This window comes from Roseateles sp. P5_E1 (assembly GCF_054049335.1).
This window is the reverse complement of sequence record NZ_JBFUMN010000046.1, coordinates 1-15,640: the sequence shown is the minus strand read 5'-3', so window position 1 is coordinate 15,640 and position 15,640 is coordinate 1. Positions and strand designations below refer to the sequence as shown.

The following is a 15,640-nucleotide window of genomic DNA, read 5'->3' as shown; positions in this document are numbered from 1 at the left end:
AGCGAGATGTACACGCAAGCAATGGATTTGATGGCTCGTGAAGCCAAGCCCAAGGTCGTGAAGAGTGCCGAGGACCTGCAGCGCGAGGAGGCCTTCGAGGCTCGCATAGCCGCTGGTGACTTTATCGAAGCCAAGGACTGGATGCCCGAGCACTACCGCAAGACGCTGGTGCGCCAGATCAGCCAGCACGCGCACAGCGAGATCGTCGGCATGCTGCCCGAGGGCAACTGGATCACGCGCGCGCCGACGCTCAAGCGCAAGGCGATTCTTCTGGCCAAGGTGCAGGACGAGGGCGGCCATGGCCTCTACCTCTACGCCGCCGCCGAGACCCTGGGCACCAGCCGCGACGAGATGACCGAGGCGCTGCTGTCGGGCAAGGCCAAGTACAGCTCCATCTTCAACTACCCGACGCTGACCTGGGCCGACATCGGCGTCATTGGCTGGCTGGTGGATGGCGCGGCCATCATGAACCAGGTGCCGCTGTGCCGCTGCTCCTATGCGCCGTATGCGCGGGCCATGATCCGCGTCTGCCGCGAGGAGAGTTTTCATCAGCGCCAGGGCTACGAGAGCCTGCTGACGATGATGACCCACGGCAGCGCCGCGCAGAAAGCCATGGTGCAGGACGCGGTGAACCGCTGGTGGTGGCCGTCGCTGATGATGTTCGGCCCGGCGGACAAGGATTCGCCCAACTCCGAGCAGAGCATGCGCTGGGGCATCAAGCGCGTCACCAACGACCAGCTGCGCCAGAAGTTCGTCGACGCGACCATCCCACAGGCCGACATCCTCGGCGTGACCGTGCCCGACCCCGCGCTGAAGTGGAACGCCGAGCGTAATTCGTACGATTTCGGCGAGATCGACTGGAGCGAGTTCTGGCGCGTGGTGGGTGGCGAAGGCCCCTGCAACCGCGAGCGCCTGGCCGCCCGCAACAAGGCCTGGGACGACGGCGCCTGGGTGCGCGACGCGGCCCTGGCCCACGCCCGCAAGCAGGCCGTTAAACAAGAGGCAGCGTGATGAGCAATCCGARGAATGAATGGCCTTTGTGGGAAGTGTTTGTCCGCAGCAAGGCGGGCCTGGACCACAAGCATTGCGGCAGCCTGCACGCGGCCGATGCGCCCATGGCCATCCAGATGGCGCGCGACGTCTACACGCGCCGGCAAGAGGGCACCAGCATCTGGGTCGTGCGCTCCGAGCAGATCGTCGCCAGCGACCCGGCCGAGAAGGGCAGCCTGTTCGACCCGGCCGACGACAAGGTCTACCGCCACCCCACGTTCTATGAGCTCCCCGATGAGCTCAACCACATGTGATGGACGCCAAGACCACTTACGTGCTCCGCCTGGCGGACACCTGCCTCATCCACAGCCAGAGGCTGTCCGAATGGGCCGGCCACGCGCCGGTGCTGGAGGAAGACCTGGCCTTGCCCAATATCGCGCTGGACCTGCTGGGCCAGGCGCGTGCGCTGCTGACGCATGCCGGCAAGCTCGAAGGCGCCGGCCGTGATGAAGACCAATTGGCCTTCCTGCGCGAGGAGCGCGATTACCGCAACGTCATCCTCGTCGAGCTGCCGAATGCGGCGGCGAGCCCGAGCGATGGCGGGGGCGGGCGGGACTTCGCGCTGACCGTGCTGCGCAACACGGCCATGGCGATCTGGCTGGAGCTGCTGTACGGGCGCCTGCAGACGAGCCTGGACGCCGAACTGGCCGGCATTGCCGCCAAGTCGCTGAAGGAAGTGCGCTACCACCGCCAGCATTCCAGCGACTGGGTCGTGCGCCTGGGCGACGGCACGGAGGATTCCAAGGCGCGCATGCAGGCGGCGCTGAACGTGCTGTGGCCGTACTTCAACGAACTGTTCGCCGCCGATGGTGTCGACGGCGTCGGCCCCGCATGGAACGAGCTGGAGCCTGAATGGCGCGCCCGCTGGGCCACGCTGATGGCCGAAGCCACGCTCACGCTGCCGCGCGAAAGCGCGATGCAGCCGCGTGGCATTGACGGCATCCACAGCGAACACATGGGCCACATGCTGGCGACGATGCAGCACCTGCAGCGCATGTATCCCGGAGGCGTGTGGTGAATCAAGGAGCCTGGAAGGCGGCGTCCACGGCCCGCGCTGCGTATCCGCAGCCCTCCGGGGTGGGCCTGCAAGAGGCCGTTGGCGGCGTTGCGCCGCTTGCCCGGGCTGACGGCCCGGGCTGCGCATCGCGCCTTGCCACCGACCCCTTGCCGGCCCACCGCGTGCCATGCCCGCCACCTTCCAGGCTCCTGGCCGCCCGCGCCAAGCTCAACGCCGTGCCCGACCCCGAGATCCCGGCGGTCAGTCTGGTGGAGCTGGGCATCGTGCGCGAGCTGCGCGAGACGGCGTCGGGCGTCGAGGTGGTGCTGACGCCGACCTACAGCGGCTGCCCGGCGACCGAACTGATCGCCGACGACGTGCGTGCGGCGCTGGCTGAGTTTGGTGACGTGACCGTCACGATGCAGCGTGCGCCGGCGTGGAGCACCGACTGGATCACGCCCGAGGGCCGCGAGAAGCTGCAGCAATACGGCATCGTGCCGCCGCAGTGCAGTGGCGAGCAAGCCATCCGCATCGTGCCGCGCCTGCGCTGCCCGCGTTGCGACAGCGGCCGCACGGAACAACTCTCCCGCTTCGGCTCCACCGCATGCAAGTCCACGTGGCGCTGCATCGAGTGCCTTGAACCCTTCGAATACTTCAAGCCGATCTGAGATGGCACTCCACTTTCACCCCTTACGCGTGACCTCCGTCGAGCGCGACACCGATGACGCGATGGTCGTCGGCTTCGAAGCGCCCGCTGACGGCTTCGGTTTCGAGCCCGGCCAGTACCTGACGCTGCGCGCCAGCGTCGGCGGCCAGGAGCTGCGCCGCAGCTACTCCATCTGCTCCGACCGCCGCCTGCAGGTCGGTATCCGCCGCGTCGATGGCGGCGCCTTCTCCAGCTGGGTGCATGAGCAGCTCAAGGCCGGCGACGTCATCGAGTCCTACCCGCCGCAAGGGCGCTTCTTGATGYCAGCAGCACAGGCCGAGGGGCGCCATGTGCTCTTCATCGCCGGCGGCTCGGGCATCACGCCCATCATCGCCATCCTGACGGCGCTGCTGGAGCGCGAGCCGAATGCCCGCGCGACGCTGATCTATTCGAACCGTCGCACCGCGTCGACGATGTTCAAGGAAGAACTCGAAGACCTGAAGAACCGCTTCATGACGCGGCTGTCGCTGCACCTGGTCTTCAGCCGCGAGGTGGTCGATGCGCCGCTGTACGGCGGTCGCCTGGATGCCGGCAAGCTCAGCGCCTTCCTCGCCGGCCCGGTGCCGGCGGCGAGCATTGACGAAGTCTTCGTCTGCGGCCCCTTCGAGATGAATGACCAGGCCGAGGCTGCGCTGGTCGGCTCGGGCATCCCGGCCGAGCGCATCCACGTCGAGCGCTTCGGCACGCCGGAGACGCTATCCGGCAAACCCGTGCCCCACGAGGTCAAGCCTGGCGACGCGCCCCAGGCCCGCGTGACCGTCATCCGCGACGGCCTGTCGCGCGAGATCGAGTTCCATTCCAGCGACCCCAGCCTGCTCGACGCCGCTGCGCGCGAAGGCATGGATGTGCCGTTCTCGTGCAAGAGCGGCGTCTGCTCCACCTGCCGTTGCAAGCTCATCGAGGGCGAGGTGCGCATGGACAAGAACTTCGCGCTGGACAAGGCCGAGGTCGCCGCCGGCTTCATCCTGAGCTGCCAGGCCCATCCGTTGACGGAGCGGGTCGTGATTTCCTTCGACGAACGCTGATGGCACGCAAACGCGCCCCCGGCTTCGAAGCCCAACGCGAGGACATCCTCGCCGCCGCCGCCCGCCTGTTTGCCGAGCAGGGCTTCAGCGCCACGTCGATGAACCAGGTCGCCGAGGCCTGCGGCGTGGCCAAGCCGACGCTGTACCACTACTTCCAGGACAAGCAGGAGCTGCTGGCCCAGATCTGCGATAGCCATGTGCATGCGCTGCTGGCCCTGGTCGAAGAGGTCAAGTCCCGGCAGCTGACGCCCGACGCGCAGCTGCGCGCCCTCATCGAGCGCTTCACGCGCTCCTATGCCGACGCCCAGGCCCAGCACCGCGTGCTGACCAGCGAGATCAAGTTCCTGGCCGATGCCGAGCGCGAGCGCCTGCTCGACGTGGAGCGCCGCGTCGTCAGCGAGTTCGCGGCGGCAGTCTGCCAGGTGCGTCCCGAACTGCGCGACGCCAACCTGCACAAGCCACTGACCATGCTGCTTTTTGGCATGATCAACTGGACCTTCACCTGGCTGCGGCCCGACGGCGAGCTCTCGCACGAGGCGCTCGCCACCCTGGTCAGTGACCTGTTCTTTGGTGGGCTCGGCGCGGTGCAACTGCGCCAGCCCGCCCTCATTCCATAACCCCGATGACATCCCGAGGAGACGACCCCATGAAGCGATTCAAGCAACTCGCCCTGGCCCTGGCGGCCACGCTGAGCCTGGCGGCCCAGGCTGACATCACCGTCGGCGTCACGTTGTCGGCCACCGGCCCGGCGGCCTCGCTCGGGATCCCGGAGAAGAACACCGTCGCCCTGATGCCGACCACCATCGGCGGCCAGAAGGTCCACTACATCGTGCTGGACGACGCCTCCGACACGACGACGGCCGTCGCCAACACGCGCAAGCTCATCACCGACAGCAAGGTCGACATCGTCATCGGTTCCACCGTCACGCCCAATTCGCTGGCGATGATCGATGCGGTGTCAGAAGCGCAGACGCCGATGATCTCGATGGCCGCTTCGGCACGCATCGTCGAGCCTGTCGACGCGAAAAAGCGCTGGGTCTTCAAGACGCCGCAGAACGACATCATGATGGCGCTGGCCATCGTGACCCACATGGTCGACAACGGCATCAAGACGGCCGGCTTCATCGGCTTTGCCGACGCCTATGGTGAAGGCTGGTGGGGCGAGTTCAACAAGATCGCTGCGACGAAGAAGCTCAACGTCGTCGCGAGCGAACGCTACAACCGCACGGACACGTCGGTCACCGGCCAGGTGCTCAAGCTGGTAGCCGCCAAGCCCGACGCCATCCTGATCGCCGGCTCGGGCACGCCCGCCGCGCTGCCGCAGAAGGCGCTCAGGGAGCGCGGCTATGCCGGCAAGATCTATCAGACCCATGGCATCGCCAACAACGACTTCCTGCGGGTCGGCGGCAAGGATGTCGAAGGCACGCTGCTGCCCGCTGGCCCGGTGCTCGTCGCGGCCCAGCTGCCGGCCGACCACCCGGTGAAGAAGAGCGCCCAGGACTACATCGCCAAGTACGAGGCCGCCCACGGCAAGGGCTCGGTCTCGACCTTCGGTGGCCATGCCTGGGACGCCGGCTTGCTGCTCGCCGCCGCCGCGCCCGAGGCGCTGAAGAAGGCCCAGCCCGGCACGCCGGCCTTCCGCGCCGCGCTGCGCGATGCGCTGGAAAACGTGAAGAACCTGGCCGGCGCGCATGGCGTCTACAACATGTCGTCAGGTGACCACCTGGGCCTGGACCAGCGCGCTCGCGTGATGGTGCAGATCGAAAACGGCGCTTGGAAACTCATCAAGTGAGTACGCTTCAAAGTTACATCGCCGGCCGCTGGGTCGGTGAACGAGCGGCCAAGCCACTGGCCAGCGCGATCAACGGCCGCGTGGTTGCGCATACGCATGAAGAGGGCCTGGACTTCGCCGAGGCCATGGCCTTCGCGCGCGGCACGGCCCTGCCTGGCCTGTTGCGCACGCACTTCCAGGACCGCGCCCGCGTGCTGAAGGCGTTGGCCGCCTACCTGATGGAGCGCAAGGAAGAGCTGTACGCGATCAGCGCCCACACCGGTGCGACGCGCAGCGACTCCTGGATCGACATCGAGGGCGGCATCGGCACCTTGTTTGCCTACGCCTCCATCGGCGGCAAGGACCTGCCCAGCAGCAATGTGCTGCACGAGGGCCCGGCCATGCGGCTGGGTGCCAACAACCACTTCATCGGCAGCCATGTGATGGTGCCCAAGCGGGGCGTGGCCCTGCACATCAACGCCTTCAACTTCCCGATGTGGGGGATGCTGGAGAAGTTCGCGCCGAGCTTCCTGGCCGGCATGCCTTGCCTGGTCAAGCCTGCCACGGCCACCAGCTATGTCGCCGAGGCCTGCGTGCGCGTCATCGTGGATTCCGGCCTCGTGCCCGCCGGCGCGCTGCAGCTCATCATCGGCGGCACGGGCGATCTGTTCGAGCGCCTGGACGAGGCCGACGTGGTCACCTTCACCGGCAGCGCCGACACCGCGCTGATGCTGAAGGCCCACCCGAACCTGCTGAAGAAGAGCATCCCCTTCAACGCCGAGGCCGATAGCCTGAACTGCGCCATCCTCGCGCCCGACGTGACGCCGGATGACCCGGAGTTCGACCTATTCATCAAGGAGGTGGCGCGCGAGATGACGGCCAAGGCCGGCCAGAAGTGCACGGCCATCCGCCGCACCATCGTGCCCGCCAACCGCATCGATGCGGTGGCCACTGCACTGAAGGCGCGCTTGTCCAAGACGGTGGTGGGTGACCCGGCTGTCGAAGGCGTGCGCATGGGCGCGCTGGCCAGCAAGGCGCAGCAGGCCGACGTGGCCGAACGCGTGGCCCAACTGGCCAAGAACTGCGAGCTGCTGCTGTCCGGGCGCGACGGTTTTGCGCCCAAGGGCGAAGGTGTCAGCGACGGCGCGTTCTTCGCCCCGACGCTGCTGCTGGCCCGCGACTCGGCTGCGAGCGACGCCCACCACCTGGAAGCCTTCGGCCCGGTGACGACGCTGCTGCCCTATGGCGATTTCGAGGAGGCCCTGCACCTGGCAACGCTGGGCCGCGGCAGCCTCGTCGGCACCATCTGCACGAAGACGCCGGCGCTCGCTGCGCAAGCTGTGCCGACCTTTGCCGCCTGGCATGGCCGCATGCTGGTGCTGGACCGCGAAGCCGCGCTGGAGAACACCGGCCATGGTTCGCCGCTGCCCAAGCTCAAGCACGGCGGCCCCGGCCGCGCGGGCGGCGGCGAGGAACTGGGCGGCCTGCGCGCCGTGAAGCACTACCTGCAGCGCTGCGCCGTGCAGGGCTCGCCGACGATGATCTCGGCTATCACCGGTGAGTACCAGCGCGGCGGCGCAGTCACCGAGAGYGACATCCATCCCTTCCGTCGCTACTTCGAGGACGTCGAGGTGGGCATGAGCCTGCTGACGCATCGCCGCACGGTGGGCGAGGCCGACATCGTCGCCTTTGGTGGCCTGTCGGGCGACTACTTCTACATGCACTTCGACGAAGTGGCGGCCAAGGAATCGCCCTTCGGCAAGCGCATCGCCCACGGCTACTTCGTGCTGTCGGCCGCGGCAGGCCTGTTCGTCAGCCCGGCGCCGGGCCCGGTGCTCGCGAACTACGGCTTGGAGAATCTGCGCTTCGTCACGCCCGTGGCGATCGGCGACACCATCCAGGCACGCCTGACCGCCAAGCGCAAGATCGACCGCCCGCCGCGCGACGACCAGCCCGCGCAAGGCGTCATCGGCTGGGACGTGGCCGTGACCAACCAGCGTGACGAGCTCTGCGCGAGCTACGAAATCCTGACCTTGGTGGCCAAGCGCATCGCGGGATGAACGCAGCGCAGGCCCGAGCAATCGCCTTGGGCCTGCCCGGTGCGGTCGAAACGCCTCATCACGAACTGACGTCCTTCCGGCTGCCAGGCGCGAAAGGCAAGATCTTCGCGACGATGACGCCCGACGGCGCGGAGCTGCGCGTCTTCATCAAGGACGAGGATTCGCGCGATGCGTGGATCGATCGTGAGGCCGGCGTCGTTGAGCCGCTGTTCTGGGGCGCCAGACGCTGCGGCGTGAAGCTGCTGCTCGCGAAAGCCAAGCTGGGCTGCGTCAAGGAGTTGCTCTCGCAGTCCTGGCGCGAGAACGGCGGAGTCAGCGCGTGACCGGGCCTTCGCCGGCTGCCGCCTTCAGGTCTGCGCGGCGTGCGCCCGTGAAGCGCTTGGCCCAGTAGGAATCGCGCATGTCTTCCACCCGCACGGCGCTGCCGGTGCGCGGGGCGTGGATGAACTTGCCTTCGCCGACATAGATGCCCACATGGCTGAAGGTGCGCTTCATCGTGTTGAAGAACACCAGGTCGCCAGGCTTGAGTTCGTTCTGGTGGATGGGCAGCAGGCTGCTGTCCTTGGCCTGTTCGTCGGCGCGGCGCGGCAGCACCAGGCCCACGCTCATCTCGAAGATGTGGCGGGTGAAGCCGCTGCAGTCAAAGCCGTTCTCGACCGAATTGCCGCCGCGCGTGTAGCGCACGCCGAGGAAGTTCATGGCCGACAGCACCAGGTCGGACGCGGTGTCGCGCACGCTGGCCAGCAGGCGAGATGACCCGCCCGATTCAGCGCTGGCCAGCAGGCCGCGTTCGCTGAGGAAGCGGCTGACGGCATCCTGGGCCGTTGCGGGCTTGGTGGCGCCTGCCGGCTGGGTGTTGGCCTTGTCCGTGGCGGCCTGCTGCTGCAGGCTCTGGCCGTAGGCTCCCGTCATCGTGCCTGGTGGCGGCGTGACTGTCGCGGCCTGGGCCACGCCTTGCGCATGCGCAGCAAAGCTGGCGGCCAGGAGGCCGGCAACAGCGATGCGGTTCAGCAGGGCAGCAGACAAGGGCATTCAGGAAGAGAGAAACCGGGGCGGACCGTGGGCGGTCGCGATAGCGGAGTGGGACAGCGGCGCGGAGGTTAGGGGGGCACCCTGGCACCGTCAATCGAAGCGGACGTAAAGCGCGCGATTTTCAGGGCAAACCCCGGCTTGGCCGACGGTGAACCCCGTAAAAACCCTGCAATTCATCACGCCAAGGTGTTGCGAAAGGTCAGATTGCCGTCAGTGCCTCGGATTCACACTCCCCGCATGACCAAGTCCTATGCCGAATTCCACAGACGATCGTTGAGCGAGCGCGACGCCTTCTGGGCCGAGCAAGCCAGGCGCATTGATTGGCAGACGCCACCGCAGCAAATCTGTGATGTAAGCAACCCACCGTTCGCACGTTGGTTCGTCGGTGGCACGACCAATCTCTGCCACAACGCGGTGGATCGGCATGCCGCCACGCGGCCCGACGACCGTGCGCTGATCTGGGTGTCGACCGAAGTCGGGCAGGAAAAGGTCTACAGCTTTGCCGAACTGCAGGCTGAGGTCGAGGTGATGGCCGCCATGCTGGTCGCGCAGGGGGTGGGCGCCGGCGACCGCGTGCTGATCTACATGCCCATGATTCCGGAGGCCGCGTTCGCGATGCTGGCCTGTGCGCGCATCGGCGCCATCCATTCGGTCGTGTTCGGAGGCTTCGCATCGGTCAGCCTGGCCAGCCGCATCGAGGACGCGACGCCGAAACTCATCGTCAGCGCCGACGCGGGCAGCCGCGCCGGCAAGACGCTGCCCTACAAGCCGCTGCTCGACGAGGCCATTCAGTTGTCCGCGCACAAGCCGGCCGCGGTGCTGATGGTGGACCGCGGCCTGGTGCCCTTTGAGCGTGTGGCTGGCCGCGACCTGGACTACGCCGCGCTGCGCCGCCAGCATGCCGACGCCTGCGTGCCCTGCGTCTGGCTCGAGTCCAACACGCCAAGCTATACCCTCTACACCAGCGGCACGACAGGCAGGCCCAAGGGCGTGCAGCGGGACGTCGGCGGCCATGCGGTGGCGCTGGCCACCAGCATGGACTGGATCTTCGGTGGCAAGCCGGGCGAGACCTATTTCTCCACCAGCGACATCGGCTGGGTCGTGGGCCACAGCTATATCGTCTACGGGCCACTGATCGCCGGCATGGCGACGCTGATGTACGAGGGCACGCCGGTCAACCCTGACGCAGCCGTGCTGTGGAGCCTGGTCGAGAAATACAAGGTGACCGTCATGTTCAGCGCGCCGACGGCGGTGCGCGTGCTGAAGAAGCATGACGCCGCGCTGCTCAAGCGCCACGACCTCTCGTCGCTGCGTGCGCTCTTCCTGGCCGGTGAACCGCTGGACGAGCCCACGGCAAGCTGGATCGCCGACGGTCTTGGCGTCCCGATCATCGACAACTACTGGCAGACCGAGACCGGCTGGCCGCTGCTGACGGTGGCCCACCACATCCCGGGTGTCGAAGCCGTGCCGACGCGCCTGGGCTCGCCCGGCGTGGCGATGTATGGCTATGACGTGAAGCTGCTCGACGAGAACACCGGCGCCGAGCTCACCGAGCCCAACCAGAAGGGCGTGCTCGTCATCGAGCATCCGCTGCCGCCGGGCACGTTGCAGACGGTCTGGGGCGACGACGCGCGCTTCGTCAACACCTATTGGAAGAGCGTGCCGGGCCGCGAGCTGTACTCCACCTTCGACTGGGGCCTGCGCGATGCCGACGGCTACACCTTCATCCTCGGCCGCACGGACGACGTCATCAATGTGGCCGGCCACCGCCTGGGTACGCGTGAGATCGAGGAATGCATTTCGGGCCACAAGGCGGTGGCCGAGGTCGCCGTCGTCGGCGTGGCTGATCAACTCAAGGGCCAGGTCGCCATCGCCTTCGTGGTGTTGCGCGACCCCGGCCAAGCCTCGCTCGCGCTGGAGGGCGAGGTCATGAAGCATGTCGACGCCCAGCTGGGTGCGGTGGCGCGGCCGGCGCGCGTCTACTTCGTGACGCTGCTGCCCAAGACGCGATCGGGCAAGCTGCTGCGCCGCGCGCTGCAGGCTGTGGCCGAGGGGCGTGATCCGGGCGACCTGACGACGCTGGACGATCCGAGCGCATTGATCCAAGTAAAAACCCTGCTGCAGAAATAGGGGAGTGCCGAACGGCTGACGCCGATCCGGCCGAGAGAATCGCGCCCTTCCCACAAGGAGACGCGATGAAACCCGTCCTGACCACGCTCGCCACCCTGGCGCTGATCGCCGCCGCGCAGGCTCAACCCAAGCTGCCGGCCCCCAATTTCCCGACCTTCGGCAGCGTCGCCGATGTGCAGGCCCGCTGCGACACCGGCCTCAAAGGCGCCAGGCAGCGCGTTGCGCAGCTGGAGAAGCGCAAGGTCGACGCTGGCTGGCTGGCCGCCTATGACGACCTGACCGTCTATCTGGAGGACAACCAGGGCCCCAATGACTTCGTCCTCAACGTCCATCCGACCAAGGCCGTGCGCGACGCCGCCCAGGCCTGCTCGCTGCGCTGGGCCGACTTCGGTTCCAGCTTCGGCCAGAACGAGAAGGTCTACCGCGCGCTGCAGAAGGCGCCCAAGAAGGACGCCATCGATGCCGAGCTGGTGCGCCTGGCCTCGGGCCAGTTCGAGGACAGCGGCGTGGCCTTGGCCCATGCCAAGCGCGAGCGCGCCAAGCAGATCCTGGACAAGCTGACCGAGCTGGACCAGCAGTTCAACAAGAAGATTCGCGACGCCGGCACGCGCGTGGCCTTCACCGAGGCCGAACTCAAGGGTGTGCCGGCCAGCGTCTGGGAAAAGGCCAAGCGCGACGAGCAGGGCCGCATCCTGCTGGGCGTGGACTACCCGAGCTACGTGCCGGTCATGCGCAGCGCCGAGAGCGGCGAGGCGCGCCAGCGCATGTGGCTGGCCAAGGTCAACGAGGGCGGCCAGGGCAACCTTGACCTGCTGGCGCAGATCGTCACGCTGCGCGGCGAGTACGCCAAGCTGTTCGGCTTCGACAACTATGTCGACTTCAACCTGCGCCGCCAGATGGCCAAGGATGGCACGACGGCGACGCGCTTCCTCGACTCCGTGACCGATGCCGTCAACGCCCGTGAGAACACAGAGCTGCAGGAGCTGCGTGCCGACAAGGCCAAGCACCTGGGCACGCCGCTGGAGCAGACCAAGGTCGAGCGCTGGGACGCCACCTTCTACAGCGAGCGCGTCAAGCTGCAGAAGTTCAGCGTCGATCAGAATGCCTTCCGCCCCTACTTCCCGCCCCAGGCCAGCCTGGAGTTCTCGATGCACATCATCGAGAAATTGATGGGCGTGAAGTACCAGCGCATCGACAACAAGCTCTGGCAGGACGAGGCCCAGACCTATGTCGTCAGCGACGCCGCTTCGGGCAAGCCCATCGCGCAGCTCTACGTCGACCTCTACCCGCGCGACGGCAAGTACAACCACGCGGCCGTCTGGCCGCTGCGCGGCAGCGCGACGCGCATTGGCCGCACGCCGGTGGCGGCGCTCGTCGTCAACTTCGACCGCAACGGCCTGACGCTGGACGAGGTCGAGACCCTGCTGCACGAGCTGGGCCATGCGGTGCATGTGAACCTGTCCAGCACGCGCTATGCGGCTACTGCGGGCACCAGTGTCATGCATGACTTCGTCGAGGCGCCGTCGCAGATGCTGGAGGACTGGGTCTATGACAAGAAGGTGCTCAAGCTGATGCAGGAGGTCTGCCCGACCTGCAAGCCCGTGCCGGACGCGATGGTGGACCAGGCCGAGGCCGCCAAGCACTACGGCAAGGGTGGCCAGTTCGGCCGCCAGCATCTGTATGCCAGCTACGACATCACGCTGCACCAGCAAGCCAAGCCCGAACCCATGCCGCTGTGGGCCAAGATGGAAGGCGCCACGCCGTTGGGCCACGTGCAGGGCACGATGTTCCCGGCCGGCTTTGCCCATATCGCCGGCAGCTATGGCGCCGGGTACTACGGCTATTTGTGGAGCCTGGTCGTCGCCATGGACCTGCGCACGGCGTTTGCGGCCGACAAGCTGAGCCCCGAAGTCGGCAAGCGCTACCGCGACCTGGTGCTGGGCCAGGGCGCACAGAAGCCGGCGCCGGAGCTGGTCAAGGACTTCCTGGGTCGCGAGTCCAATTCGCAGGCGTTTTTCGAGTACCTGAAGAAGTAGTCAGGCGCAGCTGCTAGAGCCGCAGCTGTGGCTTTCGCCCACGGCTGCGGCTTCGCGGCCGTCGTTGGCGATCTGGCCCGTCACCGGGTCGAAGCCGCGCTGCTCCATCGTGAACACCAGGGCCGCGTCCATCATCTCGGCGTGCTGCGGAAACCAGCCGGCCAGCTCCGTGCGCAGGATGTTCAGCGGTTCGCGGTCGTTCAGCTCATTGGCATAGCGCAGCGCCTCGCGCATCACGTTCAGCACCATGGCGTGCTGGCTGGCATGGCAGTTCTGCGCCTCGAAGCCGCAGCGCGCCATCCAGTCCTCCTCCATCGCGAAGTGAGCCTCGGTGTGAGCCAACAGCGCGTGGTAGGCGGGCAGGGCGTCGATGCCGGCGTCCAGCGCAGCGCCGAAGGCGTTCAGCAGGCCGACGAACTCTTCGTGGGTGGTGTCCAGCGTCGACTGGTTCAGGACCAGCTTTTCATTCCAGGCCAGCGTGCTCATGCGAGACGGGCGCGATGGCGGGCCACCTGGGCGCGCACCTGGGCCGGTGCGGTGCCACCGAGCACATTGCGCGCGTTCAGCGAACCTTCCAGCGACAGCACCTCGAACACATCGGCTTCGATGCGCGCGTCGAAGGCCTTCAGCTCGTCCAGCGACAGCGCGGCCAGGTCCACGCCCTTGGCCGTCGCCGTCTTGACGGCATGGGCGACCACCTCGTGCGCATCGCGGAAGGCCACGCCCTTCTTGACGAGGTAGTCGGCCAGGTCGGTCGCGGTCGCATGGCCCTTCAGCGCCGCGGCGCGCATGGCTTCGGGCTTGACGGTCAGGCCTGCCAGCATGTCGGCAAAGATGCGCAGCGTGTCCTTCAGGGTGTCGACCGTGTCGAACAAGGGTTCCTTGTCCTCCTGGTTGTCCTTGTTGTAGGCCAGGGGCTGGCCCTTCATCAGCGTGACGAGGCCGACGAGGTGGCCGACAACGCGGCCCGTCTTGCCGCGCGCCAGTTCGGGCACGTCGGGGTTCTTCTTCTGCGGCATGATCGACGAGCCGGTGCAGAAGGCGTCGGGCAGGGCGATGAAGCCGAAGTTCTGGCTCATCCACAGGATCAGCTCCTCGGACAGCCGCGAGATGTGCAGCATCACCAGCGTGGCGGCCGACGAGAACTCGATCGCGAAGTCACGGTCGCTCACCGCATCCAGGCTGTTCTGGCACACGCCCTCCATGCCCAGCGTCTTCACGACGCGCTCGCGGTCCAGTGGATAGCTGGTGCCGGCCAGCGCGGCCGCGCCCAGCGGCAGGCGGTTGACGCGCTTGCGCGTGTCTCCCATACGCTCGGCATCGCGGGCAAACATCTCCACATAGGCCAGCAGGTGGTGGCCGAAGCTGACCGGCTGCGCCACCTGCAGGTGCGTGAAGCCGGGCAGGATCACATCGGCATGCTCGCTGGCCTTTTCCACCATCACGGTCTGCAGAGCCTTGAGCAGGCCGCTGATCTCGTCGATCTCGCCGCGCAGCCACAGGCGCACGTCGGTCGCGACCTGGTCGTTGCGGCTGCGGCCGGTGTGCAGTCGCTTGCCGGCAATGCCGACGCGCTCGGTCAGCCGCGCCTCGATGTTGAGGTGCACGTCCTCCAGGTCCAGCTTCCACTCGAACTGGCCGGCCTCGATCTCGGCGGCAATCTCGCCCAGGCCTCGCTGGATGGCCGCATGGTCCTCAGCATTGAGGATGCCTTGCGCCGCCAGCATCTCGGCATGAGCGAGGCTGCCGGCGATGTCGGCCCGCCACAGGCGCTGGTCGAAGCCGACGCTGGCCGTGTAGCGCTTGACCAGATCGCTCATCGGCTCTGAGAAGAGGGCGGACCAGGCTTGGGACTTATTCGCGAGTTGGTTGTCTGACATGACTGAGATGAGGCGGGCGGCGGAATTCAGCGCGCAAAATGCAGGCGCAGCCCGGGATTATCGAACGCCAACAAATCCGAGCCCCACATGCCCTTCTTCAAGCGTCGCGCGCCAGCGCACCACAGCGTCTGGCACGAGTCCATGCAGCTCAGCCAATGGCTGGGCTTCGCGGCCACCGAGCTGCCTGAACTGCCCGAACTCAACAAGGCGCCGCTGCTGGACCCGACGCGCGCCTTCGACGTCTGCCACGTTGGCCTGGTGCTGCGCGCCGTGCTTGGCGTGCAGCTGTTGCTGGCCCTGGGGGTAGCCGTCGTCGCGCGCGATGCCGGCCAATGGTTGACGCTGACGGCCAACGGCACGGTCGTGACGATGTTCGCCGTGCTGTCCTGGCTGCTCGTCGTCTGCGCGGCCAAGCGGCTGTGGCCGCGCCTGCCCGAGCCGGTGCAGTGGGGCGCACTGATGCTGCTCGGCGCCGTCGGTGCCCTGATGGGCTTTGGCCTTCTGAGCCTGACGAGCGAAGACCCGGCCGGCGCCTGGCGCATCGCCAGCATCGCCGTCTGCGGCGCCAGCGGCGCGGCCCTGCTGCTGGCCTGGCTCAAGATGCGCGAGCACACCCAGCGCCCGGCCGACGCCCTGGCCCAGCTTGTCGAGCTGCAGTCGCGCATCCGGCCGCAYTTCCTGTTCAACACGCTGAACAGYGCCATCGCTCTSGTGCARATCGACCCGGCGCGCGCCGAGAGCGTGCTGGAGGATCTTGCCGAGCTTTTCCGCGTGGCCCTGGCCGACGCCAGCGCCTCGGTCACGCTGGCCGAGGAGGTCGAGCTGGCGCGCCGTTATCTCGCCATCGAGCAGATCCGCTTCGGCAAGCGGCTGCGCATCGTCTGGCACCTCGACCCTGAAGCGAACAGCGTGCGCGTACCGCCGCTGCTGCTGCAGCCGCTGGTGGAGAACGC

The 15,640-nt window shown here is 67.3% G+C and carries 15 protein-coding genes; 12 read left to right on the top strand and 3 right to left on the bottom strand.

Annotated elements, in window-relative coordinates; translation table 11 throughout:
- Positions 1-6: 6 nt before the first annotated feature.
- Genes paaA through ACXJKJ_RS23710 form a run of 9 tightly spaced genes read left to right on the top strand, consistent with a single transcriptional unit; the run spans position 7 to position 7,932 of the window.
- Positions 7-1,011, top strand: a complete 1,005-nt coding sequence (paaA, locus tag ACXJKJ_RS23750; protein ID WP_457393008.1) for a 1,2-phenylacetyl-CoA epoxidase subunit PaaA — start codon at positions 7-9, stop codon at positions 1,009-1,011.
- Positions 1,011-1,304 carry a 1,2-phenylacetyl-CoA epoxidase subunit PaaB gene (gene paaB / locus ACXJKJ_RS23745; RefSeq protein WP_457393006.1) on the top strand — a complete coding sequence of 98 codons (294 nt, stop codon included), beginning with the start codon at positions 1,011-1,013 and terminating at the stop codon, positions 1,302-1,304. Before paaA ends, paaB begins: the two co-directional genes overlap by 1 nt.
- Entirely contained in the window at positions 1,304-2,068 is a 765-nt protein-coding gene (paaC, locus tag ACXJKJ_RS23740) for a 1,2-phenylacetyl-CoA epoxidase subunit PaaC (protein WP_457393004.1), read from the top strand. Before paaB ends, paaC begins: the two co-directional genes overlap by 1 nt.
- Complete coding sequence (gene paaD / locus ACXJKJ_RS23735; RefSeq protein ID WP_457355897.1) at positions 2,065-2,715, top strand: 1,2-phenylacetyl-CoA epoxidase subunit PaaD; 651 nt, start codon at positions 2,065-2,067, stop codon at positions 2,713-2,715. The genes paaC and paaD overlap by 4 nt, the downstream gene beginning before the upstream one ends.
- Before the next feature lies 1 nt (position 2,716).
- Positions 2,717-3,778, top strand: a complete 1,062-nt coding sequence (gene paaE, locus ACXJKJ_RS23730) for a 1,2-phenylacetyl-CoA epoxidase subunit PaaE (protein ID WP_457393001.1) — start codon at positions 2,717-2,719, stop codon at positions 3,776-3,778.
- The gene (locus ACXJKJ_RS23725; RefSeq protein WP_056195246.1) at positions 3,778-4,395 is read left to right on the top strand and encodes a TetR/AcrR family transcriptional regulator; all 618 of its coding nucleotides are present in this window, start codon (positions 3,778-3,780) and stop codon (positions 4,393-4,395) included. Before paaE ends, ACXJKJ_RS23725 begins: the two co-directional genes overlap by 1 nt.
- 29 nt (positions 4,396-4,424) lie before the next feature.
- Positions 4,425-5,570, top strand: coding sequence for an ABC transporter substrate-binding protein (locus tag ACXJKJ_RS23720; protein ID WP_056195248.1), 1,146 nt, complete (start codon positions 4,425-4,427; stop codon positions 5,568-5,570).
- Positions 5,567-7,609, top strand: coding sequence for a phenylacetic acid degradation bifunctional protein PaaZ (paaZ, locus tag ACXJKJ_RS23715; protein WP_457392997.1), 2,043 nt, complete (start codon positions 5,567-5,569; stop codon positions 7,607-7,609). Before ACXJKJ_RS23720 ends, paaZ begins: the two co-directional genes overlap by 4 nt.
- A 26-nt stretch (positions 7,610-7,635) precedes the next feature.
- Positions 7,636-7,932, top strand: a complete 297-nt coding sequence (locus ACXJKJ_RS23710) for an MmcQ/YjbR family DNA-binding protein (protein WP_457355892.1) — start codon at positions 7,636-7,638, stop codon at positions 7,930-7,932.
- Here ACXJKJ_RS23710 and ACXJKJ_RS23705 read toward each other — a convergent pair.
- On the bottom strand, positions 7,922-8,635 hold the full coding sequence (locus tag ACXJKJ_RS23705) for a C40 family peptidase (RefSeq protein ID WP_457355891.1): 714 nt from the start codon (positions 8,633-8,635) through the stop codon (positions 7,922-7,924). The genes ACXJKJ_RS23710 and ACXJKJ_RS23705 overlap by 11 nt on opposite strands.
- A 243-nt stretch (positions 8,636-8,878) precedes the next feature.
- Between ACXJKJ_RS23705 and ACXJKJ_RS23700 the strand changes: the two genes are divergently transcribed.
- Both ACXJKJ_RS23700 and ACXJKJ_RS23695 read left to right on the top strand, forming a co-directional pair.
- A complete protein-coding gene (locus tag ACXJKJ_RS23700; protein ID WP_457392994.1) occupies positions 8,879-10,771 on the top strand; it encodes a propionate--CoA ligase in 1,893 nt (630 codons plus the stop codon).
- Positions 10,772-10,836: 65 nt separating this feature from the next.
- Complete coding sequence (locus ACXJKJ_RS23695; protein ID WP_457392991.1) at positions 10,837-12,807, top strand: M3 family metallopeptidase; 1,971 nt, start codon at positions 10,837-10,839, stop codon at positions 12,805-12,807.
- On the opposite strand, the gene ACXJKJ_RS23690 is transcribed toward ACXJKJ_RS23695, so the two are convergent.
- Together ACXJKJ_RS23690 and argH are read right to left on the bottom strand one after the other, a co-directional pair.
- Positions 12,808-13,293 carry a hemerythrin domain-containing protein gene (locus ACXJKJ_RS23690; RefSeq protein ID WP_457392989.1) on the bottom strand — a complete coding sequence of 162 codons (486 nt, stop codon included), beginning with the start codon at positions 13,291-13,293 and terminating at the stop codon, positions 12,808-12,810. It lies immediately after the preceding gene.
- Positions 13,290-14,687 carry an argininosuccinate lyase gene (gene argH, locus ACXJKJ_RS23685; RefSeq protein WP_457392987.1) on the bottom strand — a complete coding sequence of 466 codons (1,398 nt, stop codon included), beginning with the start codon at positions 14,685-14,687 and terminating at the stop codon, positions 13,290-13,292. Before argH ends, ACXJKJ_RS23690 begins: the two co-directional genes overlap by 4 nt.
- A gap of 87 nt (positions 14,688-14,774) precedes the next feature.
- Here argH and ACXJKJ_RS23680 point away from each other — a divergent pair.
- On the top strand, positions 14,775-15,640 hold an 866-nt coding region (locus ACXJKJ_RS23680), incomplete at its 3' end, for a sensor histidine kinase (protein WP_457392985.1).

Bases quoted from the DNA above. Each gene is read 5' to 3' on its own strand.
- ACXJKJ_RS23720 (WP_056195248.1), top strand. From the start codon at position 4,425: ATGAAGCGATTCAAGCAACTCGCCCTGGCCCTGGCGGCCACGCTGAGC.
- paaA (WP_457393008.1), top strand. From the start codon at position 7: ATGTACACGCAAGCAATGGATTTGATGGCTCGTGAAGCCAAGCCCAAG.
- ACXJKJ_RS23725 (WP_056195246.1), top strand. From the start codon at position 3,778: ATGGCACGCAAACGCGCCCCCGGCTTCGAAGCCCAACGCGAGGACATC.
- ACXJKJ_RS23690 (WP_457392989.1), bottom strand. From the start codon at position 13,293: ATGAGCACGCTGGCCTGGAATGAAAAGCTGGTCCTGAACCAGTCGACG.
- ACXJKJ_RS23700 (WP_457392994.1), top strand. From the start codon at position 8,879: ATGACCAAGTCCTATGCCGAATTCCACAGACGATCGTTGAGCGAGCGC.
- ACXJKJ_RS23695 (WP_457392991.1), top strand. From the start codon at position 10,837: ATGAAACCCGTCCTGACCACGCTCGCCACCCTGGCGCTGATCGCCGCC.
- paaC (WP_457393004.1), top strand. From the start codon at position 1,304: ATGGACGCCAAGACCACTTACGTGCTCCGCCTGGCGGACACCTGCCTC.
- argH (WP_457392987.1), bottom strand. From the start codon at position 14,687: ATGTCAGACAACCAACTCGCGAATAAGTCCCAAGCCTGGTCCGCCCTC.